At 71.1% G+C, this 22,685-nt stretch carries 18 protein-coding genes; 11 read left to right on the top strand and 7 right to left on the bottom strand.

Annotation, left to right across the window (positions count from 1 at the left end; genetic code table 11):
* Positions 1-18 precede the first annotated feature (18 nt).
* The 6 genes from ACFY7E_RS28900 to ACFY7E_RS28925 all read left to right on the top strand — a co-directional run bounded on the left by ACFY7E_RS28900 (position 19) and on the right by ACFY7E_RS28925 (position 6,767).
* Positions 19-474: a hypothetical protein gene (locus ACFY7E_RS28900; protein WP_389489944.1), complete on the top strand. Its 456-nt coding sequence runs from the start codon at positions 19-21 to the stop codon at positions 472-474.
* Positions 474-2,651 carry a hypothetical protein gene (locus tag ACFY7E_RS28905; protein WP_389489946.1) on the top strand — a complete coding sequence of 726 codons (2,178 nt, stop codon included), beginning with the start codon at positions 474-476 and terminating at the stop codon, positions 2,649-2,651. Before ACFY7E_RS28900 ends, ACFY7E_RS28905 begins: the two co-directional genes overlap by 1 nt.
* A 70-nt stretch (positions 2,652-2,721) precedes the next feature.
* Entirely contained in the window at positions 2,722-3,339 is a 618-nt protein-coding gene (locus ACFY7E_RS28910; protein ID WP_389489948.1) for a hypothetical protein, read from the top strand.
* A 22-nt stretch (positions 3,340-3,361) separates the two neighbouring features.
* Complete coding sequence (locus ACFY7E_RS28915; protein WP_389489950.1) at positions 3,362-3,865, top strand: hypothetical protein; 504 nt, start codon at positions 3,362-3,364, stop codon at positions 3,863-3,865.
* 11 nt (positions 3,866-3,876) lie between these two features.
* A complete protein-coding gene (locus tag ACFY7E_RS28920) occupies positions 3,877-6,126 on the top strand; it encodes a hypothetical protein (RefSeq protein WP_389489952.1) in 2,250 nt (749 codons plus the stop codon).
* A 113-nt stretch (positions 6,127-6,239) separates the two neighbouring features.
* Complete coding sequence (locus ACFY7E_RS28925) at positions 6,240-6,767, top strand: hypothetical protein (protein ID WP_389489955.1); 528 nt, start codon at positions 6,240-6,242, stop codon at positions 6,765-6,767.
* A gap of 354 nt (positions 6,768-7,121) precedes the next feature.
* Here the strand turns inward: ACFY7E_RS28925 and ACFY7E_RS28930 are convergent, their stop codons facing one another.
* From ACFY7E_RS28930 to eccB, 7 genes are all read right to left on the bottom strand, one after another.
* Positions 7,122-7,421 carry a WXG100 family type VII secretion target gene (locus tag ACFY7E_RS28930; RefSeq protein WP_383434618.1) on the bottom strand — a complete coding sequence of 100 codons (300 nt, stop codon included), beginning with the start codon at positions 7,419-7,421 and terminating at the stop codon, positions 7,122-7,124.
* A 59-nt stretch (positions 7,422-7,480) separates the two neighbouring features.
* Complete coding sequence (locus ACFY7E_RS28935) at positions 7,481-7,843, bottom strand: WXG100 family type VII secretion target (protein WP_383434621.1); 363 nt, start codon at positions 7,841-7,843, stop codon at positions 7,481-7,483.
* A gap of 112 nt (positions 7,844-7,955) precedes the next feature.
* On the bottom strand, positions 7,956-9,251 hold the full coding sequence (locus ACFY7E_RS28940) for a S8 family serine peptidase (RefSeq protein ID WP_389489958.1): 1,296 nt from the start codon (positions 9,249-9,251) through the stop codon (positions 7,956-7,958).
* 25 nt (positions 9,252-9,276) lie between these two features.
* Positions 9,277-11,073 (bottom strand): hypothetical protein, encoded by a 1,797-nt coding sequence (locus ACFY7E_RS28945; RefSeq protein WP_389489960.1) that lies wholly within the window; start codon positions 11,071-11,073, stop codon positions 9,277-9,279.
* Between the two features lie 6 nt (positions 11,074-11,079).
* The gene (locus ACFY7E_RS28950) at positions 11,080-11,529 is read right to left on the bottom strand and encodes a hypothetical protein (RefSeq protein ID WP_389489963.1); all 450 of its coding nucleotides are present in this window, start codon (positions 11,527-11,529) and stop codon (positions 11,080-11,082) included.
* A 206-nt stretch (positions 11,530-11,735) separates the two neighbouring features.
* Complete coding sequence (mycP, locus tag ACFY7E_RS28955) at positions 11,736-12,980, bottom strand: type VII secretion-associated serine protease mycosin (RefSeq protein ID WP_389489965.1); 1,245 nt, start codon at positions 12,978-12,980, stop codon at positions 11,736-11,738.
* A gap of 14 nt (positions 12,981-12,994) precedes the next feature.
* Complete coding sequence (eccB, locus tag ACFY7E_RS28960; RefSeq protein WP_389489967.1) at positions 12,995-14,518, bottom strand: type VII secretion protein EccB; 1,524 nt, start codon at positions 14,516-14,518, stop codon at positions 12,995-12,997.
* Positions 14,519-14,657: 139 nt separating this feature from the next.
* Between eccB and eccE the strand changes: the two genes are divergently transcribed.
* From eccE to ACFY7E_RS28985, 5 genes are all read left to right on the top strand, one after another.
* Positions 14,658-16,046, top strand: coding sequence for a type VII secretion protein EccE (gene eccE, locus ACFY7E_RS28965; RefSeq protein WP_389489969.1), 1,389 nt, complete (start codon positions 14,658-14,660; stop codon positions 16,044-16,046).
* Positions 16,043-16,762 carry a hypothetical protein gene (locus ACFY7E_RS28970; RefSeq protein ID WP_383434639.1) on the top strand — a complete coding sequence of 240 codons (720 nt, stop codon included), beginning with the start codon at positions 16,043-16,045 and terminating at the stop codon, positions 16,760-16,762. Before eccE ends, ACFY7E_RS28970 begins: the two co-directional genes overlap by 4 nt.
* A gap of 148 nt (positions 16,763-16,910) precedes the next feature.
* Positions 16,911-17,144, top strand: a complete 234-nt coding sequence (locus ACFY7E_RS28975) for a DUF397 domain-containing protein (protein ID WP_383434642.1) — start codon at positions 16,911-16,913, stop codon at positions 17,142-17,144.
* Between the two features lie 429 nt (positions 17,145-17,573).
* Positions 17,574-20,651, top strand: a complete 3,078-nt coding sequence (locus tag ACFY7E_RS28980) for an SCO5717 family growth-regulating ATPase (protein ID WP_389489973.1) — start codon at positions 17,574-17,576, stop codon at positions 20,649-20,651.
* 192 nt (positions 20,652-20,843) lie between these two features.
* Positions 20,844-22,682 carry an ABC transporter substrate-binding protein gene (locus ACFY7E_RS28985; protein ID WP_389490049.1) on the top strand — a complete coding sequence of 613 codons (1,839 nt, stop codon included), beginning with the start codon at positions 20,844-20,846 and terminating at the stop codon, positions 22,680-22,682.
* The last annotated feature ends 3 nt before the right edge of the window (positions 22,683-22,685 follow it).

Here is a 22,685-nt window from a genome sequence, read left to right on the forward strand (position 1 = left end):
GGGGGAAGGAACCACGACATGGCGTGGGAAGAATGGGAGCGGCTGAAGGCCTCGGCGGCCGAGCAGGACGCGACGCGGATGCGGCTGAACCGGCTGCCCGACGAGCGGGAGGAGAACCGCGGCGGCGGCACCGAGGGCGACCTCACGGTGGACGACCAGGCCCTCGCCGCGGTCGGGAACAGCGCGTTCAAGCTGTTCGAGGGGCTGGGGAACCACGGCCGTGACGCGTGGTCCAGCAGCCAGACGGCGGCGAAGGACCTCACGACGCAGGAGTTCGAGCTGGGCGGCGCCCTGCAGGTGGTCCAGGACCGGTGGGAGAAGTCCCTGAAGACCCTGCTGGACGCGTGCGCGCACATCTCCAACCACATGGACTTCACCAAGAACGCGCACGCCGGCGACGAGTACTTCATCGCCACGACCGTCAGCAGCATCGCGACGCTGGACAAGGGCTTCGACGAGGGAGTGAAGCGCTGATGGACCTCGAAGCACTGCGCCACGGCAACTTCGCGACGCTGGGCACGGCGATCGACGACTGGACGAAGGTCGTCGGTCACCTCAAGGGCTACGAGAAGGACGCCCGCGAGGACCTGAAGGCGAAGGCGGACCGGGCCAAGTGGGCCGGGGTGAACGCCACGGTGTCGCGGCAGTTCATCTCCAAGACGGCCGGTGAGTTCGCGGACGCGCTCGCGCAGGCCACCAGCATCCGGGACATCCTCCGGGACACCCGCGACGAGCTCGTGGGGTACCGCGACGAACTCAACCGGGCCATCGACCGGGGCTGGGAGAAGAAGCTCTCGGTCGTGGGCGTGCAGGGCGGCGGCTTCCGGGTCTTCGTCAACGTCCACCCCGAGCCGCCGAACAGTGAGCAGGCCGTCAAGGACCTGCGGGACGAGCTGCAGGGCATCCTCACGAAGGCCACGACCAGCGACTCGACCGCCGCCCAGGTGCTGCGGGCCATCGCGGAGCAGGCCGACCACGGCTTCTCCGGCGTCTCGTACGGGGACCGGGACTCCGCCGCCGAGGCGATGCGACGCGCCGACGACCTGGCGAAGTTGGCGAAGCACCCCGAGAAGATGTCCGACGCGGAGCTCAGGGAGTTCAACGACACCTTGGCGAGATACAAGGACGACCAGCTCTTCTCGGCCCGTTTCGCGACGCGGCTGGGGGCCGAGGGCACGCTCCAGTTCTGGACCGAGATGTCGGACCTCCACATGGGCGCCCGCGACGGAGACCTCAAGCGGATGGAGGAGTTCCAGAAGAATCTGAGCATGACGCTCGCCACGGCGACGCTCTCCGACACCGACGCGATGCAGTCGTGGAAGAAGGACCTCGTCGACCAGTCGAACAAGAACTTCGTCTCCGACGCCGTCAACGTGCCGGGACGCACCGTCGGCGCGTACGGCTACCAGGTGATCAGCAGCCTGATGCACCACGGGAAGTACGACGCGGAGTTCCTCGACGCGTACGGCAAGCAGCTCCTCAAGCAGGACATGGCACCGGCCGGCCCGCCCGGCATCGGCTCCAAGGACCTGTGGCACGGCGACAACCACCAGCTCACGGACCTGGAGTTCGGCAAGGGCGACGGACGCGACCCCCTGGTGGGGTTCATGGACGCGCTGTCCCACAACGCCGAGGCCGCGACGAGCACCTTCGACGACAAGAAGGTCCTGGAGCACGTCCTGGAGAGCACCCGGTACACCGACCGGGACGCCTCGGTGGGCCACGCCCTGGAGGCCGCCGTCATGGGCGTCGGCGTGGGCGAGAAGCCGGACGGCCCCGCCCCGCACACCGCGACCCAGGTCGGCATCATGAAGAACGTCATGCACATGGTGGCGCAGCCGGACGGCGGCTCGGACCTGGTGAGCAAGGGGCTCGGGGACAGTTTCGGGAACATGGCGAGCGCGTACATGCCGGAGATCAGCAGGAGCATGGCCGGCGAGGGCGCGGAGTCGATCTTCCTGACGGACAGCGCCCTCCCCGACGGACTCGACAAGACGGACGTGACGCGGTTCCTGTACGAGGTCTCCCAGGATCCCAACGGCCGGGCGGGCATCATCCTCGGCCAGGGCGTCTACACCTCCAGCCTGATGGAGGCCCACGTCTCCGACCCGTCCCTGTACGACGGAGGGCCCGCCGAGGCCATCCGGACGATCTCGGAGAGCAGCGGCGTCATCCAGGGGATCGTCGGCCACGCCAACGCGGACGAGGGCATCAGCGCCGAGATCGCCAGCGAGAAGGAGCAGAACGACGCCCTCAAGGCGAAGGGCGACTACATGAAGGCGCTGGCCGGAGCGGCCATCGGCGTGGGCGCGGTGGCGCTCGCCCCGGCGACCGCGGCCGGATCGCTGGCGGGGGCCGGGGCCAGCGGCTACTTCGGCGGGATCGCCGGCATGGCGATCGACCGGCTCATGGACGGTCAGCAGGCGCAGGGCGCGACGGACCGGGCGCTCTACCAGACCGGCCGGGAACTCAACGACTACCAGGCCTCGGCGCAGAGCCAGACCAGGCAGTCGGCCCTGGACGCCATCGAGAAGTACGGTTCCGACCTGCCGCCCCAGTCGACGGGCAACCAGGTCCGCGACGCGGTGAACGACGGCTGGGTGGACAGCGACACGATCCTCGAGGACGCCCATGTCCGGCCGGCGGCGTGATCCCGCGCCCGGCCCGGTCGACGGGTCTCCCCGTACGGAGGGCCCAGGGGTCAGGAAGGCGATGCGGGGCGTGATCGGGAAGCGGTTGGCGGCGGCGGGAGCGGCCTGCGTCGTTGTCGCCGGAGTGGTCTTCGGGTACGTGGAGGTCTTCACCAAGGGGATCGACCGGCTTCCCGAGAGGCCGTGCGGGGGTGCCGTCGACCGCGGTCTCGCGGCCGACGCGCTGCCTTCCGCGCGGAAGGCGGAGGAGCGCGGGCGGCTCAACACGCATGCGGACGGGGATTTCCTGTTTGCCTGTCATGTGCGCACCGCCGATTCGACGATCTCCGGAGAGGCGCAGACCGGAGGAGCGACGGAAGTCGGCTGGCGAGAGGCGCACGGGTCCGCCAGGGAGGAAGGCGCCGTCCTGGTGTCGGAGGGTGAGGTGCAGGCGCTGGCTCTGCCCACCCGTGCCTGGGTGTACGTGCCCTGCACTCCTCGCCGGTTCGCGGAGAAAACGAAAAGACCGCATTCCCTGACCGTCGAAGCCAGGACCATCGGAGAGACCCGGTTGCACGGTGACGCCTTGCGTCAGGTGGTGCTTGACTTCGCCTACCAGCTGGCGCGGCATTCGTACGAGGCCGGTGAATGCCGGGAGCGGCGGACATTCCCCGAGGAACTCCCCCGAACAGGTTCCAACCAGCCCTGAACCGCAAGGAGATGTGACGTCCATGGCATGGGACGAGTGGGAACAGCTGAAGGCCTCGGCGGCCGACAAGGACGCGGCACGGATGCAGTTGAACGGGCTGCCGCCCGAGGACAGGCCCAACGCGGGCAGTCCGTCCGGCGGGTTCCTCGAGGTCAATCAGCAGGATCTCGCCGCGATCGGTGACGAGGCGTTCAAGCTGTACAACCGGCTGTGGAAGGAGGCGCGGGTCACCTCCACGGACTCGACGGCGTCCGACCTCTCCTCCCAGGGCTTCGCCCTCGGCGGCGCCCTCCAGCACGTGTCGATGCGCTGGGAGAAGCAGCTCGGTTCGGTGATGGACGCTTGTGCGCTCATCTCGAACCACATGGACTTCACGAGCAACGCGCACGCGGGCGACGAGATCTTCATCGAGCGGCACGTCTCCAGCATTCAGACGCTGGACGCGGGCTTCGATGACGACTGGGAGGGCCGGGGCAAGCCCAATCCGGTCTACGCCGAGAAGAACGAGAAGACCGAGAAGGACTAGAGGAGACCCCGATGGATTTCGAAGCCCTTCACTCGGCGAACTTCAAGCTGCTCGACGACACGGTCGCGGACTGGACGAGCATGCTCAGCAGACTCCAGTCCCTGAAGCGGGACGCTCGTGACGGCCTTCAAGGGAAGGCGCGGAAGGCCAACTGGGCCGGTGACAACGCGGTGATCGGCCGCGAGTTCGTGGGTAAGACCGCCGGCGAGTTCGGCGACGCCCTCACCCAGGCGACGTCGATCCGCGACATCATGCGCGACACCCGGGACGAGCTGAAGACACAGCAGCGGCTCCTGAAGGAGGCCGTCGAGCGCGGCCGGGGGAAAAACCTGACCGTCTCCGTGAGCGGCGGCGGGTTCACCGTACGGGAGAACCCGGACAAGAAGGCCCCCAACGGGCAGAGCGACGTAGACGGCCTCCGGGACGAGCTCCAGGGGATCCTGAACACGGCGACGGAGATCGACAGCTCCGCCGCCACCTCCCTGAAGGCGCTGGTCGACCTCGTCGACCACGGTTTCTCCGACGCGGTGTACAAGGACCGCGACTCGGCGGCGAACGCCATCAAGGAGGCCGAGAAGCTGGCGGCGCTCGCGAAGAAGAAGCCCGAGGACCTCACGCCGGCGGACTTCGACGTGCTCAACGCCGGGCTGGGGAAGTACTCCGGGGATCCGATCTTCGCCGAGCGCTTCGCCTCGACGGTGGGCGCCAAGGGCACCCTCGACCTCTGGGCAGGCCTGAACGACATGCAGAAGAACAGGGACGTCTTCCCGGACCGGCACGAGAAGTACGCCGAACTCCAGAAGAACCTGAGCCTCACGCTCGCCTCGGCGACCCAGGCGGACACCCCCGAGATGTCGCGCTGGAAGTACGACATGGTCAACATGGCGGACCAGCCCCTCTCCAAGAACAGCACCACGTTCGGGGCGCAGGTCATGAGCAACCTGATGCGCTGGGGCAACTTCGACGACCAGTTCCTCAAGGACTACGGCAACAAGCTGATGGGGGTCGAAAAGGTCTCGTCCGACAATGGTCGGCACAAGCCCATGGCCTGGATGCGTCTGGGTATGGATCCGTACCTCAATCGCACCGGTTCGGACAGCGGGTCCGACCCGATGGTCGGCTTCTTGGCCGCCCTCGCAAAAAGCCCCGATGTGGCGACGGACTTCTTCAACGAAAGCTTCCTCAGCAAGGACGAGGATCACAACTTCGAGGAGGGGGGAAAGAAGCGGGATCTGAGCAACTTCGACTACCTCTTCGAGGAGCGTGACTGGCCGCCGGAGATGGACAGCGAACAAGAAGACAGCATCGAGGGCCGCAACAACCTCGCACGGGCCCTCGAAGCTGCGACGACCGGGCATCCCGCGGGTGAAATGCCCACGCATGACACCCTGCCGCACAACGCGGGCCAGGCCAAGTTGATGGAAGGCATCGTCAAAGCCGTCTCGGAGGACAGTGAACTGCTCACCAAGCACGGTTTCATGTCCGACAGCATGGGGCAGATCGCGTCGGAATACCTTCCCGACATCAACCGGGTCATGACCAACGACGCCGACAAGGACACGGACAGGCTTTTCCCAATCTCCGGCACTCAAGCCGACATGAGCCACAAGGACGTGACGCGCTTCCTGTTCCTCGTCGGCCAGGACGACGAGGGGTACGCGGCGGTCGAAGTGGGGCAGAAGGCCTACATGGCAAACCTGATGGACTATCACCTGAATCCCGACCTTCCGGAGAAAATGCGCTACTCCGAGGACCCCCAGTTCACTGTCGAACAGATCGCGCAGGGATCGGGGGAGGTTTCGGGAATCCTCGCGCAGGCACGCGCGGAGGCGGTCGCCGGAGAGGCCGAGGAGAAGGACAAGGCCTACGAGCATTCGGTGGCCCAGATGAAGAACGGAATCTCGGGAACGATCGGAACGATCACCGGCGTCGGCGCGACCTTCATCGCCAGTCCGGTGGCGGGCGAAGCGGTCGGAGGGGTTTCCGGCACCGTGACCAGCATGCTCCTCGAAGAGATCTTCAAGGATGCCGAAGGCAAGGCGAAGGACGCGGCCGGCCCTGTCATGGGTGAACATTGGGAATCGGGCATGCAGAGCAACAGCGGGTACACCGAGAAGGCGGCGGAACTCGCGGCCCAGGCCCATGGAAGGACCGATCTCAAGGATGTGGGTGAGTGGGCCCGCAGAGGCGCGCAGGACGGTTTCCGGGCGTCCGGAATAAATGTGATCACAATGGCTGCGGATTTGAAGACGGACATTTGATGCCGCATACCGTCCAAGCCCACCACAGCACGTCCACCGGCCGTGCGCCTACCCCGAGAGACACCATGATGAGCCGTCCCCGCTGCGTAACGCGCCCCAGGGTCACATTCCTGTTGTCCGTCCTCGCAATCGGCGTGACGATCTCGGCCTGCTCGAAAACTCACGAGGAGAAACGGGAATATGCCCTTCCCGACTCCTTGTGCGGGGTGAAGGTCGCGCCCGACCTGCTGTCGCCGTTCCTACCGCCGGGGAAGAAGCTTTCGGTGAAGGAGAAAGCTCCCGATGGTGGAACCAAGACGTGCGAGCTTTTCATTGACGGGCAACCCGGCGTCTTCGCCACCCAGGTCTGGTGGAGGGAAGAGGACAGCATCGCCGAAGTGGCGTCCGTGCAGGCGATGGTGGGAACCGGGGAGGTGAGCAGCGACCAGAAGTACCTCCACTCGGGAACCGGAGCCGTCGGCAGGCCGACAGGGTGCGCCGACTCCGACCACCCGCAGCAGAAGCTGTACACCGTCATCCAGGTGTTCGCCGCCGGCCGGGACGACAAGCCCACCATGAAGCGACTGATCACGGACTACACCTCGGCGGTCGAGAAGTCGGCGGCTTGCCCTCACAATGCCGTCGTGCCGTCACCACGGTGATGGCACGATCGACCGCATCTGTCCTCTCCCCTCCTCCCGGCCGGAGGCGAGGAACCCGAGATGAAGGCCGCGCCCCGACCTGTCGCCGGCGCTTCGAGCTGCCACCTCGCGGTGGACGGTGCCATCGTCCTGTCGTCCTTCTGGGAGTGGAAGGTCGGAACGGACAGACCCGTGGCGCGGTGTTTGATCGCGGGCTGCTCCCGCGTCGTCGCTCCGTCCCGGCTCGGGTGCGGTCCGTGGGCCGGTGGGCCCGGGGCGCGGGGCGCGGGGCGCGGGGCGCGGGGCGCGGGCAGCGGAACGGGGTGGACGCCTCCCGCGCGCGTCCACCCCGTGTGCTGCTGGTTCGGGTCCGGCCTAGAAGAAGCCCGCGGCCCGCTTGTCGCCCGCCTGGTAGGCCGGGGAGGCCTGGCGGACCGCCCTGGCGATGCCCTGCAGGGCGGTGTGGATGGCGCGGCTCTCCTGGTCCCACTTGGCGTGTGCGCCGTCCGCGGCGGTCTTCGCCTCGCCCTCCCAGGTGCTGGAGACCGAGCGGATCTTCGTCTGGATGTCCTCCAGGGCCTGGTCCAGACGCTTCGCCTGCGCCTCGATGGTGTTCGCCGCGTCATCGAGCGAGGAGTACGTGACGAGCATGATGCCGTCGTTGCCGGTCGACATGGTTCCTCCGGGTTTCGGTGGTGTGTACGGGGTGGCTGGTGCCGTGTCGGACGCTCGGGTCAGAGACCGGCGATGTTCGACCTGGCCGCACGCTCGGCCCCGGCGTCACCGGAGAAGCCCGCGGTCACGTCGACGCCCCGCAGGGCCGCCTCGACCTCGTCGTCGGTGTTGCTGGAGGTCGTCCGGGTGACCTGGATGGCCTCCTGGAAGTTGAGCATCAGCTTGGCGATGCGCACCATGCCCTGGTTGATCTCGGTCTGCTTGGCGTCGAAGGCGCCGGCGCCGATGCCCTTCCAGCGGCCCTCGAGGCTGTCGATGACGCCCTGGAGGGACTGCAGCTGCCCCTTGACGTCGTCGAACTTCCGGGTGAGCTCGTCCTGGAAATCCTTGAGACTCTGATCGCCAACCTTCAAGACTGACATGTGTCGCTCTCCCTCTCTGGGTTTCTCGTTGAGATCGCGTCCGCCCGGTTCACGCGCACGCGGTTCGGTCTGTTCGGTCCGTGCCGTCGGTCCCGTCGGCGCCGGACACAGGTCAGGTGGTGTGCCGTCGGCGCACGAGCACGAAGCCCACAACGGCGACGACGGCCACGGCCGCGACGGCGCCGATGACGAGCCCCGTCCGTCCGCCGTCCTCCGCGCTCCCGCTGGAGCCTGCCACAACGGCGTCGGAAGTCGGCCTGCCGTCGGGAGCTTGTGTCAGATCTGATGCGGACGGGGCCGGGGAGCCGGCCGAGGACGGCGCTGCCGAAGGCGCCGAAGTACCCGGCGACGGGGTCGACCCGGGCGCGCCGCCGTCGGTCCTCTTGTTGGTCAGGGGGCTGATGTTCGGGTCGCCCGGCTTGCCGACGTTCCGGCTGATGTGGGCGTTGGGCCGGACGAGCCCGTGGCCGAGGTAGCTGCTGACCGAACCCGGCTGCCAGTCGTCGTCCCGCGCCGCCGACTCGAACATGACGCGGAGGACCTGGTTGGCGGTCCAGTCGGGGTGCATGGACCAGATGAGTGCGGCGGAGGCGGAGGCGATGGCGGTGGCGTTACTGGTGCCGCCCTCCGTGCAGTAATCCTCGAACTTCTCGTCGCACCAACCGGGGATGTCGCTGCCCGGTGCGGCGAGGTCGATGTGCTCGCCATGCTGCGAGTAGTCGGCCACGACGCTGTTCCGGTCGATCGCCGCGACGGCGACCACGTCGGGGAAGGCCGCCGGGTACTGCGGCTTGTTGCCCTTCTTGGCGTTGTTTCCGGCTCCCGCGAAGATCAGCTTTCCCTTGGCGACGGCGTACTCGACAGCCTCCTTATTGGAGGGGTTGGCATAGTCGCTGGCCCAGGAAATGTTGATGATCCGCGCGTCGCTGTTGGCCGCGGCCTTGATCGACTCCTCCATGTCGAAGGCGTTGATGCCCTGTTCGTGCTGCCGCTCGGTGTCGCTCACCCGGTAGGGGATCACCTCGGCGTCCGGTGCCAGTCCCCTGATGCCGCCGTTCGCTCCGGACCCGACGATCAACTCGGCCATGGTCGTTCCGTGGCCCGTGTAGTCGTCGGTCTCGTCGCCCCTCGTCCCGGTGGCGTCCCAGCCCTTGAGCACCTTGCCCTTGAGCGAGGGGGTGTTCGGGTTGACCCCGCTGTCGATGACGGCGACCTTGATGCCTTTGCCGGTGGACTTCTTCCAGATCTCCTCGGCCCGCATGGCGTCCAGGTACCACTGCTGCGAACGGACGTCGGCGGCGACCGCCGCCGGAGCGGCCCCGACGAGGCCCGCCGTCAGCGCCGTCGCCGCCGTGGTGCCGAGCAGCACCCGCCGGAGTCTGCCGCTCCCGATCATTCCTGCCGTCATCCTGACTTCCGAGCCTTCCGGGTGGTTAGCCGATCACCGGCGGTACGGTGCCGTGCCGTCGGTTCGTCCAGGTCTCTTCGTCCTCCGTCAGGTAGTCGGGGCGCGAAGAGCCGTCGCGGTCCTGTTCCTCACGGGCCGGGCGCTGGTTGCCACGTCCGCCGCCGATAGGCGTGCCGGTACCACGGGGGCTTCCGACGACGCCGTTGGTGCTGGGGGTGCCGCGGCCGGTGGGGCGTGCGGTCCCCTTGCCGTTGTCGGCGCCGACCACACCTGCTTGGCCGGGACGCGCCGCGGCCGTACGGCCCGCCGCGGGGCCGTCCGCGCCGACGACGGTCCCCTTGGGGATCCGGGACCCGGCGCCCCCGGTGGAGGTGCGCTGCTGGGTGCCGCCGACGATGGGGTTGGACCGCCCGCCGCCCGCACGGCCGGTGGCGGACTGCCCGGGGCCGCCGGGGCGGCCGGTCTGGGGCGTGGCACGCCCGGCCTGGGTGGACTGGCCCATGGCCTGCGGCCCGCCCGCACGGCCCATGGAGCTGCCGGAGCGCCCCGCCGCCGGAGAGCCGGCCGGGTTGCCGGAACGACCCATGGCGGAAGAGTTCGTCGGTCCGCCGGAACGTCCCACGGCCGGAGAACTCGTCGGCCCGCCCGAGCGCCCCACGGCGGGGGAGGTACCCGGTCCGCCCGAGCGCCCCATGGCCGGAGAGCCTGTGGGACCGCCCGAACGGCCCACGGCGGTACGGCCGGTGGCGTACGGCCCGCTGGGCGTCCCGGTGATCCGGGGGCCCCCGGGGCGCGGTGAGGTGCCGAGCGCGATCGGCGGAGCCATCGTGGGGCCGGTCGGGTTCGGGGTGCTCGCGGGTGCGGTCGGGGTGGGCGCGGTGGCCGTGATCGTGGGCGCCGGGGGCGTGGCGACCGAGTCGATCCGGACCCTCGTGCCCTGCTGCTGCTCCCGGATCGGCTCGGAGGCGTCGAGTTCGTGCCCGGTGCGGGGTGCCGTCCGGGTGGCACGGTCCTCGCCGGCGCTGATGTGCCCGGGTGCCTCCCGCGACAGGCCGCCGTCACGCGACAGGGCGCCGTCACGCGAAGCGGTGGACCCGCCACCGTCCCTGACCGAACCGGTCGGCTCCGGCACCGCTGCCTCATACGCCTTCGGCGGCTTCGGCAGCTCCTGGCCTTGGAGCGTGGTCTGGGAGACCGCGTAGAACGAGGCCAGGCGGTTCATCTGGTTGATGGCCTCCTGACGGTCCTTCTCGACCTGGAGGGCCTGCTGGTAGTCCTTGTTGTCCTGGGTGCGCTCCGGGGGCGCGAAGTCCTCGGGCTTCTTCTGGACGAGGCGGTTGTCGCGGGGCGGCCTGGCGTTGCGTACCGAGGCGAGGCCGGTGCCGGCCACCTCCATCTGGGCACCCACCGCGTTGGCGACCTTGCCGATGCCCCATGCGTAGGTCACGACCTCGGAGCCGTAGCGCCGGAACTCCGTGGCGGCCTCACCCTGCCATTCGACGCCGCCGACGAAGCCCTCCAGCTCCCTCGCGGCATCGTTGAGGGCGGTCGTCGCCTTCTTGAGGGTCTTGCCGGCGTGCTCCAGGTCGGCCGGGTTCGCGCTGTCGAGGAGGTCGAGCATCGCGTTGAGCCGGTGGCCCTCGAACGACGTCTCGCCGAAGACGCTTCCCTTGGGGCCCATGCCGAAGGGAAGGATCTCGTCCAGGTTCTCCAGGAGGTTGGTGGCCGCGTACCGCGTGTTGATGGCGGACGTGTCCTTCGCCTGCTGCTGCTCCTGAGGCGTCAGGCCCGGCTTCGTGCTCGGCTGCTTGTCGTCACTCATCGGTCGTCACCCCATGCCCTTCTCGATGCTCGTGTCGGCATGGACGGGCGGGGCGGGCTGGGCCGGATCACCGCTCCTCGCCTCCTGCTCCCGCCTGATCGCCTCCTCGCGCTCGTCGTTGAGACGCGCCCTGATCTCGTGAAAGCGCCTGCGCTGTTCGTCCTCCACGTTGCCGTAGCCGACGTCGGCCGCGTGGACCCCGATCTGCAGCAGTTCGATCTGGCCGCTGAGGGACTTCGACAACGACACGAGCGCCGTGTGGACGCGGTGGTACTCCGCGAAGAAGCCGTCCGCCTCCGTGAAGGGGATCCCGACGCCGAGGGAGGCGCGCTTCAGCTGGTCCCGGCCCAGTCCGGCGGCGCCGCCGGGGCCGCTCGCCAGGTCCGCGATGATCCCGTCGACCCGGTCGCGGAACTTCTTCAGCGCGTCCACACCGGTCTTGAGTTCACCCGTCACCGTCGCCCCCGTCGTCCGCTGCCCGTCGCCTCGAACACGACATTCCTCCCCGTTTACTCCTACTGCCCCACATTGCGATCGTGACGGCTCGCCGGCCGCCGATCGCGCACGTACCACTGTAATGACTGGGACCGACAGCCCCAAGTGACTTGCGCGGCACGAGACTTCTCCGGAGCGACGCTATCAGCCGTGTGCGGCTGCAACCCTCACCGGGCGGCCCCCCGCAGGCCTCTGCGCCGGTGGTCCCGCAGCGCCACCGCCGTGCCGACGATCGCCGCCACCAGGACGCCCCCGCCGACCACCACGTAGGTCGCCAGACGGGCCGCGCGCTGTTCCGGGGTCTCGCCCGGGTGGAGCGCCGCCGGGGTCGGGGCCTCGGCGCGGGTCACCCCCTCGTGGGCGACGGGCTTCTCGATGGGCTTGTCGTCCTCGGTCAGGGCCCTGACCGGATCGACCACGCCCCAGCCGACCAGCCGGTCGTGGCCCGCGACCGAGCGTTCGGCGGTCTGCTGGATCTGGGCGACGATCTGCTCCCGCGTCCAGTCGCGGTGCTCGGCCTTGACGAGGGCGGCGAGACCGGCGACGTACGGCGCGGAGAAGCTGGTGCCGTTGTCGGCGCAGTGGCCGCCGCCCGGCACGGTGGAGACCATGTCGACGCCGGGCGCGGCCACGCCGACGAAGTCGCCGGACTGGGAGAACTGCGCGCGTTCGTTGTTGCGGTCCGACGCGGCGACGGCGAGGACGCCTTCGTACGAGGCCGGGTACGTGCGCTTGACGTTGCCGCCCAGGCCGTCGTTGCCCGCCGAGGCGACGACCACGATCTCCCGCTCCAGGGCCTCGTTCACGGCGTCTTCGAGGAGTTTCGTGGGCTTCACGGCGTCGGCCGTGTCCTGCGAGATGTTGATCACGTCGGCCTTCTTGGCGATGGCGTGCCGGATCGCCGTCGCGAGCGTCTCCGCGGTGCCGTTGCCCTCGGCGTCGTTCTGCTGGATGGGGATGATCACGGCGTCCGGGGCGAGGCCGACGAAGCCGGTGCCCCCGGCGGGGCGGGCGGCGATGATGCCGGCCACCTTGGTGCCGTGGCCCACGGTGTCCGTGGTGCCCTGCTCGTTGCCCCGCTTCAGCTTGTACCCGTTGGCGTCCTTGGCGTCCTTGGGGATGAGGTTGATCCCGCTCCTGACGTCCACGGCCTTGGCCAGTTGCGGGTTCTTCACGTCGACGCCCGTGTCGATGACCGCGACCCGGACGCCCTTGCCGGTGGACTGGGTCCACAGTTCGTCCAGCAGGACGCGCTGGAGCGACCAGGGGCGGCCCTCGTACGTCTTGCCCGGGTAGGTGCACTGGGAGCCGTCCTCCGCCGCCGCCGTGGAGAGCGGCGGGCCGAGGACGCAGAGCGCCGTCGCGGCCGCGGCGGCGAGCGCGCGCCGGGAGGGGCCGGAGAGCCGGGTCACCGGCGTCCCCGTCCTCACGAGCCCTGCGGCTGACGTGCGCCGCCCGTGGACAGGCGGGGGCCGGTGGGCAGGAAGGTGGACCACTCGGCGGGGATGGGCAGCGGTTCGACGTTCTTGTAGCCGAGGCGGTTCTGGGCCTGCTGCGCCTCCGCCTGCCGGGCCTGCTTCTCCTCGGCCGAGCCGGACGAGCCGATCCCGGCGTCGTCGGTGGCGCTGTCGCCGTTGGACTGCATCGCGTAGCGCAGGCCGGTGTCGGTGACGAGGAACAGGAAGCCGCTGGACGTGGTGGAGCCCTTGAACTGCCGGAAGAGCTGGCCGGATCCGGGGGTGACGTACGCGCTGCTGGAGCCGGTCGGCAGGGCGGCCGGGAAGTCCTTGCCCGCCCAAGTGCTCAGTGTGGTCGCGCCGTTGTCCGCGTCGACCTCGCGCAGCACGTTGCACACGGTGTTCCGGCTGCCTTCGGCGGTGCCCGCCTCGTTGACGGGCACCGGGACGGCCTCGGGCCACTTCTTGTCCCGGCCGAAGGCGCGGCCCGGCCGGAAGGCGCCACCGCTGACCGAGGTCGCCTGGCCCGCCTGGCCGAGGTCGACGAGCTGCCGGCTGTTGAGCAGCAGCTTGGCGGTGAAGTCCGAGACGGGGGCGACCGTTCCCCCGAGCACCACGTACATCTGCTTCCGGGTGCCGTCCGTCGCGGACAGCACCGTTCCGATCCGGTCGGCGCCGGACGGGAGGTCGCCGATCCCGGCGGGGTCGCCCACCCGGCCCGGGACGTTCGGGAAGGAGATGGCGTCGCCCTTGTGGAGGGTGTTCAGCCACGCCTCCGAGACCCGCTGGGCGGCGCGGTCCTGGCCGACGAGCTGGCGCAGGAGCAGTTCGTCCTTCTCCACGGGGTACGCGGTCCCCCCGGCGTCGACCACGTAGCGCGTGCGGTCGGGGCCCTCGACGTAGAGGAGTTGGCCGCCGGTCAGCCGCTCCGCGCCGTCGGTCCTCCCCTCCTCGCGCGCGGCGAGGACGAACGCCGCCTTCTGTATCGCCCGGCCGCCTTCGCCCGGACGCTCGCAGACGGCCCAGCGCTTGGCGGCGCCGGCCTCCTTGTCGCCGGGGAGGCGGTCGGGGGCGTAGGGGATGCCGAGCGTGGCGCCGTGCGGGATCTTGCCGCTGTCGAGCACGGACTCGTCGACGTTGATGACCTTGCCCTTGTCGGGGTCGAGGAGCAGCTTGGCCGACGACATGTTGAGGACGGGGTGGAGCTGCGTCTTGTCACCGGTTCTGAGCACGACGTAACGGGTGGTCGACTTGCTCGCGATGATGACGTTCTCGCCCGGCTTGTCCCAGTCCTTGGGGGCGACGGGCTTGAACATGCCCCAGGCCCCGAAGACCGCGAGGACCACCGCCCCGACGACGGCTCCCGGCACCACCGCGCGCAGGGGACGCGGCGCGCCCTCCTCCGAACCCGTCGCGTTCGGTTGCACGAACTGTGCGATCAGCCTCCGCTTCGCGAAGGTGTAGGCGTTCAGTTCATCCCGACGTGATGCCATCTGTTCGCTTGTCCCTCTCCCCGATGGGCGACCAGGTTCCCACACCCGTGAGTACCGGTCGGCCGTCCCGCCGCCCCCACTATGCCCGTCGGCGCCCGCGTCCCGGTGCTCAGGTAGGGTGATCGCCCAGTCAACGCCCATGGGAATTCGGCTATTACGGACACGAGGGGGCAACGTGGCGACGGGTACGGCGACGCGTGCACGGCGCGGGCGGGCCACCGGCCCGGCGCCCGGAACTTCCCGACGGCAACGCAGCAATGACCGCGGCGAGGTTCGAACGCCGGACGCTCCGCGGGGCGTCCCCGCGACCACCACCCTGCGTCCCCTGTCACGCGCCGGCCGGGTGGGCCCGTTCCAGCTGCGGCAGCTCGTCCTCGTGGAGTCGGCGCTGGCCCTCGTCGCGGTCGGCCTGGTGATGGGCGGCCTCTGGCTCGTGCCCACCTGTGTCGTCGCCGGGATCCTGGTCCTGCTCGCCGTGATCCGCCGCCGCGGGCAGGCCGTGCAGGACTGGCTGGGAGGCGTGCTCGCGCTCCGTGCGCGCCGGGGCGCCGCCGCCCCCGCCGGGGCCGACACGGACCCCTCCCTCGCTCCGGTGGGCGAGAACGTGCCGGGCTTCCGCGCCTCGCCCTACGTCGACCGCAACCACCGTACCGTCGGCATGCTGGGCGACGGCACCTTCCTGACCGCCGTGCTGCGCGTCGAGGCGAGCGGCTCTGCGCTGCGTCCGGTCTTCGGCGCGCGCGCCTTCCCGCTCTCCGTCCTGGGCGGCGCCCTGGAGGTCGACGACATCGTGGTGGAGTCGGTGCAGCTGGTGCAGCAGGTGCGCCCGGCACCGGCGCCGCACCTCCCCCAGCAGGCCGTGGCCCGGCTCTCCTACGCCCCGCTCCAGGAGCGGACCGAAGCTCCCGCGCTGCGGCTGACCTGGGTGGCCGTGAAGCTGGACCCCGAACTCTGCCGGGAGGCCGTGGAGGCCCGCGGCGGCGGCCCGGAGGGCGCGCAGCGCTGTCTGGTCCGGATCGCCGACCACCTGGCCAGCCGCATCACGGGGGCGGGCTTCCAGGCCACCGTGATGGACCAGGAGGAGCTCAACTCCACCGTCGCCACCGCGCTCTGCACCAATCCGCGCGCCGCCGCCCGCGCGGGCCGGCCCGACGCCGCGCCGGAGCGGCGGACGGCCGAGACCTCCCGGGTCTGGCGGTGCGACGACCGCTGGCACACCACGTACGCGATCGGCCGCTGGCCCGAGCTCGGGCGGGGGGCGACGCCGCTGCCCCGGCTGGTCTCGCTGCTCACCTCCGTACCGGCGTACGCCACGACGTTCAGCCTCACCGTCCGGCGCGGGACGCGCCAGGGGGCCATGGACGTCGACGGCCACGTGCGGGTGACCGGCGGCTCCGACAACGAACTGGTCCGGGTGCGCCGGACCCTGGAGGAGGCGGCGCGCGCCGCGAAGGTCGGCCTGCTGCGCCTGGACCGCGAGCAGCTGCCGGGCGTACTGGCGACGATGCCCCTGGGAGGCGCCCGATGATCGGACGTGGCCGGAAGCCGGTCAGGCCGCGCGGTCTGACCGGTCCGCGGCACGCGGGGCACACCATGCCCGCGGACCACCTCTCCGCCCTGTCCCTGCCCGTGGGCGACGACGGCGTGGTCGTCGGCGAGGACGCCGAGGGGCGGTCGCAGCTGGTGGGGTTCCACCGCTCGACGCCGTACGACGTACTTCTCGTCGGCGGTCTGTGGACGGCGCAGGTGCTGGCGCTGCGCGCGGCCGGCACCGGGGCGCGCGTGGTGGTGGAGACCGGCCGCCCCCACCACTGGACCGGTCTGGCGCAGGCGGCGGGGGCGGGCCTGGAGTGCATCACGCTCCACGACGTGGGGCGGGTGCCCCCGCTGGGCGCGACCGTCGGCAGCCCCGTCGTGGTGGTGCGCGACTGCGGCATGCGTCCGCCGCGCGGCCGCGTCGTCTCCGCCCCCTGGCAGTCGGTGCTGACCCTCCTCCCCTATCTCAGTCCGGTGGCGCCGCGGCTCATGCGGTCCGCGACGCTGGTGGGCGTCCAGCGGGTCTCCCCGCAGGAGGCGCAGCAGATCGGGAGCATCCTGGGGCTGACGCGGGGCGAGGTCGAGGCGCTGCCGACGCTGACGGACGGGGTCACGCTCTGGTGCTCCGGCGGGGAGCGGCAGTGGGTCATGACGAGCCCCACGGACGCGGAGGCGGGTCTGCTCGGCACGGCCCGCCGGATGGACTGAACCCCCTCCGGGTGAGCGGGCGGCCGAACCGCCCCCGCCCCGGACCCGGGCTGCCTACTATGGCCCCGGTGAGCGCCGGGCCGCAGCGAACGGCCCGGCACCGTGTGAGACGTGGGCCGTTCGGCCGGCCGTGAGCGAAAGGAACCCCATGGGGAGCGCGCAGGAAAAGGACGAGCTGTACGCCCTCGACATCTCCGGCGTCGAATGGCAGGGTGCCCCCGGCACGAGCCCGGACGAGGAGCGCGTCGAGATCGCTCATCTGCCGGGCGGAGGAGTCGCCATGCGTTCCTCGCTGGACCACGACACCGTGCTGCGGTACACCGAGGCCGAGTGGCAGGCCTTCGTCCTGGGCGCGCGGGACGGGGAGTTCGACCTCCGCTGAGGCGCCGGGACGCTCGGGATCCGGGGAGTTCCGGAGAACTCCGGGCGTTTCCGGGGGCTTCCACGAAATCCCGGGGGCTTCCGGGGAGTTCCACCGACCGGTGGTCGTACGGCCCGGAAGGGGCCCGCGACCGCCGGTTCGTCGTTACGGGCCCGGAATCGGGCGCGGTCGTGCCGTTTCGCCCGCCTTCCTCCTCACGCTCCGCCGTACCGGCGTCACTTCGGGGCACCGCGGGACGCGAGGGCCGCGTACGGGGTGCGGACGGGCCTGCCGCGGTGGTGGCGCGGGCGATTAGGCTGGACCGGGGCACGGCAGGAGAACCCTCGGACCCGTCCGCCGTGCTCCAGGGGGAGAGCCGGGCCCATCGGAAGTGAACGGTGGCCCCCACCCACGACGGCACAAGGGTGCTCGACCACACCAGGAGGCAGAGTGAGCGGCGATCGGGACGACATCCACGGGGGCTGGAACCCTCCTGCCGACGATTCCGACGTGGACCCCGTGGAGCTGACGGGCGAGTTCACCATCGACTACACGCCGCCCGCCTGGTACGCGCAGAGCGCGTCGGGCGAAGCCTCCGGCGCTTCCGCCGGGCAGCAGTACCCGCCGCCGCCGACGGGGGCGCCGGTCCCCGTGCCCGGCCTGCCCGCCGGAAGCGGCTTTCAGCCGAACCCGCCGTCGCCGGCCGTGACCCCGCCGAACCCACCGACGCCGGACGCCCCGGTGCCCGCTCCCGCCGCGCCCCTGCCGGTCGAGGCGTCCTCGGGGCCCTTCGGCGGCGGCGATCTGGAGAGCGGCGCGACGATGCGGTTCTCCCCCGTGACGATGAGGCGGGAGATGGAGGAGATCGCGGAGCGCGCCGCGGCGGAGCGGGCCGCCTCGGCGGGCGGCGGGGACGACAATGCGGCGGACTCCCCGGACGCGCCCCCCGCGCCGTCGGCGGCGACGGCGGATCCGGCCGCCACCGGACCGTCGCCCGACGGTACGGCCGACCGGCCCGAGGCCGACGCGACCTCCGGAGCGGTACGGGAGGAGCCGGCCGGTGACGCCGCCGCGTCCTCGCCCGCCCCCGAGGACGACGACACGCGGGCCCCGGCGGACGGGACCGGCGAGGACGCGACGGGTCCCGTCGTGGACGCCGTGGACGGGGCACGGGGCGAGGCCGGTACGACCGCCGGCGAGGTCTCTCCCGACGGCACCTCCCCCGACGACGCGCCCTCCGGCGACGCCCCCGCCGAGGACGCCCCGGCCCCCGGGCGGCCCGGTCCGCAGGACGTCTCCCCGGCACCCGAGGCCCTGCCGGCTCCCGCGCCGCAGGCCGGGGCCGCGCCCGGACTGCCCCCGCTGCCGCCGTCGTTCCAGCCCGCGGCGCCCGCGCCCGCGCAGCAGTGGCCCGTGCCGCCGGTGGCGGGCGCCCAGCCGGGAGCGCCGGCCGCGCCGCTGCCGCCCACCGCCGCCTGGCCGCCGCACGCGTCCGCCGCGCCCGGTCCCGTACCGCCGCAGGCCCAGGAACCGGGCGGGTACGGCTACCCCCAGGCACCGCAGGCTCCCCAGGCCCCGCAGCCCCCGTACGCACAGCAGCCCCCGGCCCCGCAGGGCGGTTACGGCTTCCCGCACCCCGGGACGCCTCCGCAGCAGGCCGGTTACGGCTACCCGCAGCAGCAGCCCGGCGCCGTACCCCCGCAGGCCCGGCAGCCCGGCGGATACGGCTTCCCGCACCCCGGCGCCGTACCGCCGCAGGCTCCCCAGGCCCAGCCGCAGGCCCCCTCGCAGCCGCAGGCCCAGGCCCCGTCCCCGTACGACGCGCAGCAGCCCGTCGACCCCCGGACCGGTGCCGCCTGGCCCTCGCCCGTGACGCACGACCAGCGGGAGCGGTCCGTGCCGGGTGCCCCGCTCGGGTACAACGCGGCCGTCGAACTCTCCTCCGACCGGCTGCTGCGGAACAACAAGCAGAAGCCCAAGTCCAGCCGCACCCCCGGCGCCGCCTCGCGCTTCAAGCTCGGCGGCAAGAAGGAGGAGGCGGAGCGGCAGCGGAAGCTGGACCTGATCCGGACGCCGGTCCTCTCCTGCTACCGGATCGCGGTCATCTCGCTCAAGGGCGGCGTCGGCAAGACCACGACGACCACCGCGCTCGGCGCGACCCTGGCGACCGAGCGGCAGGACAAGATCCTGGCGATCGACGCCAACCCGGACGCCGGCACCCTGGGCCGCCGGGTGCGGCGCGAGACCGGGGCGACCATCCGCGACCTGGTGCAGGCGATCCCGTACCTCCACTCGTACATGGACATCCGCCGGTTCACCTCGCAGGCGCCCTCGGGTCTGGAGATCCTCGCCAACGACGTGGACCCGGCCGTCTCGACGACCTTCAACGACGAGGACTACCGGCGGGCGATCGACGTCCTGGGCAAGCAGTACCCGATCATCCTCACCGACTCGGGCACGGGTCTGCTCTACAGCGCCATGCGCGGGGTGCTCGACCTCGCCGATCAGCTGATCATCATCTCGACGCCCTCCGTGGACGGCGCCTCCAGTGCGTCGACCACCCTGGACTGGCTCTCCGCGCACGGCTACGCGGACCTGGTGCAGCGCTCCCTCACCGTCATCTCCGGCGTCCGCGAGACCGGCAAGATGATCAAGGTCGAGGACATCGTGCAGCACTTCCGGACCCGTTGCCGCGGGGTCGTGGTCGTGCCCTTCGACGAGCACCTCGCGGCCGGTGCCGAGGTCGACCTCGACATGATGCGGCCGAAGACCCGCGAGGCGTACTTCCACCTGTCGGCGCTGGTGGCCGAGGACTTCGTACGGGCGCAGCAGGCGCAGGGCCTGTGGACCGGCGACGGCCAGGGCGCCGTGCCCCCGCACATGGCCCCGCCGATGCCGGGACAGCCGTACGCCGGACAGCAGCCGGTTCCCGGGCAGTTCGCCACCGGGCAGCCGGGACAGGCCGGACAGCCGGGGCAGGCCGGACAGCCGGGACAGGCACCCGGTCCGATGCCCGGCCAGTACGCCCCGGCCCAGCACGGGCAGCCCCAGCACGGGCAGCCGGGACAGTACGGCCGGCCCGGACAGTACGGCCAGACCGGACAGCCGCTGCCGGGGCAGTCCGCGCCCGGCCAGCCCTCCCCCGGTCAGCCGTACGCTCCCCAGGCGCCCCAGGCCGGCCAGCCCTACCCGCCGCAGGCGTACCCGGCCCCCGGGCAGCCCGTGCCCGGGCAGCCGGGACAGGCTCCCGGCCCGATGCCCGGCCGGTACGCCCCGGCCCAGCCCCAGCCCCACCCCGGCCACCCCGCACCCGCTCAGCCGTACGCCCCCCAGGCCCCGCACCCCGGTCAGCCCTACCCCCCGCAGCCCGGTCAGCCGGGTGCTCCCGGCGGTCACGGCGTACCCCCGGCCTGGCAGCAGCGGCCGGTCCCGCCGCAGGAGCTTCCCGAGCAGCAGGGCGGTCTGCCGCTGCCCCCGCAGGCCGGCCCGCAGGCCCCTCCGCAGGCGCCGCCAGCCCCTCAGCAGTAGGGCGTCACAGGAGTAGACCAATGAGGCCCCGTATCGGTCGTCCGATACGGGGCCTCATGGCGTTCCCGCAGCCCACAAGGGGTTTGAGTCATCGTTGACGACGGCAGACCACCGCTGATACACCTTCGCTTCACTCACCGTCAGCCCAAGATCCACGACAGAAACTCCGACGCGAGGTCACGTCCCATGGTCATGGTCACGAAGGTCCCACCCCGCCCCGCCCCCGCCCGCAGAACCCTCCGGCTCCTGCTCGCCGCCGGTGTCGCCGCCGCCTCGCTCACCGCCGTCCCCCATGCCGCGCGGGCGGAGGACGACAAGTCCGGCGGCACGACCCTCACGGTGGCGGTCTCGCAGAGCGTCGACTCGCTGAGCCCGTTCCTCGCCCAGAAGCTCACCTCGACGAGCATCCACCGGCTGGCCTACGAGTACCTGACGAACTACGACCCGAAGGACGCCCGTACGGTCCCGGGTCTGGCGACCGAGTGGAAGCCCTCGCCCGACAAGCTGACGTGGACGTACACGATCCGCGGGGACTCGTACTGGTCGGACGGGACGCAGGCGACCGCCGAGGACGCGGCCTGGACCTTCAACAAGATGATGACCGACCCGAACGCCGCCACCGCCAACGGCAGCTTCACCGCGAACTTCGAGAAGGTCACCGCGCCCGACCCGCGGACCCTCGTCATCAGGCTGAAGAAGCCCCAGGCGACGATGACCGCGCTCGACGTGCCGATCGTGCCCAAGCACGTCTGGGAGAAGGTCGGCGACTTCTCGAAGTTCAACAACGACCGGCAGTTCCCCGTCGTGGGCAACGGACCCTTCGTCATCACCGACTACAAGGTCGACCAGTACATCAAGCTCAAGCCGAACAAGAGGTTCTGGCGGGGCGCGCCCAAGTTCGACGAGCTGGTCTTCAAGTACTACAAGGACGGGGACGCCGCCGTCGCCGCCCTCCAGAAGGGCGAGGTGTCCTTCGTGCCGAACCTGACGCCGGCCCAGGCCGACGCGCTGAAGTCCCAGAAGAACATCAAGGTCAACGACGCCCCGGGCCGCCGGTTCTACGCCCTCGCCACCAACCCGGGCGCCAGGGCGCAGGACGGGAGGACGTTCGGCAACGGGCACAAGGCGCTGCTCGACCCGGCCGTGCGCAAGGCGCTCTTCCTCGCGGTCGACCGCACCACCCTCGTCGACAAGGTCTTCCAGGGGCACGCCGTCGAGGGCGAGGGGTACATCCCGCCCCGCTTCGGCTCGTACTTCTGGAAGCCCGACGGGGGTCAGGAGCGGACGTACGACCCGGAGGAGGCGGCGAAGGTCCTCGACGCCGCCGGGTACCGGAAGAACGCCGGCGGCAAGCGGGTCGGCAAGGACGGCAGGCCGCTGGACTTCCGGATCCTCTGTCACGCCACCGACCCGAACGACAAGGCGGTCGGCAAGTACCTCCAGGAGTGGTGGGGCGAGCTCGGCATCGGCCTGAAGGTCGAGTGTCTGGACAGCGTCTCGGACCCGTGGGTGAAGGGCGACTACGACCTCGCCTTCGACGGCTGGTCGGTCAACCCCGACCCGGACTACGTCCTCTCCATCCACACCTGTGGCGCCCTCCCGGCCACTCCGAAGGACAGCGGCGCCACCGACAACTTCATCTGCGACAAGGAGTTCGACGGGCTCTACGCGCGGCAGGCGGTGGAGTACGACACCGCCAAGCGGGCGGATCTGGTGAAGCGGATGCAGTCCCGCCTGTACGACACGGGGTACATGAACGTCATGGCCTATCCGAACGCCCTGGAGGCGTACCGCACGGACCGGATCGCGTCCATCACGACCATGCCCGAGGCCGCCGGGAACCTGTGGGGGCAGGACGGCTACTGGAGCTGGTGGTCGGCCGTGCCGGCGGCCTCGGCCTCCGGCGGGTCCGAGGGCGGCGGCTCCTCCACCGGGGTGATCGTCGGCATCGGCGCGGCCGTGGTGGTCGTGGTCGGCCTCGGCGTCGTCCTCGGGCTGCGCCGACGCTCCACCGCCGACGACCGCGAGTAGTCC

Origin of the sequence: Streptomyces sp. NPDC012825 (assembly GCF_042900925.1) — a bacterium.
Taxonomy (GTDB): Bacteria; Actinomycetota; Actinomycetes; order Streptomycetales; family Streptomycetaceae; genus Streptomyces.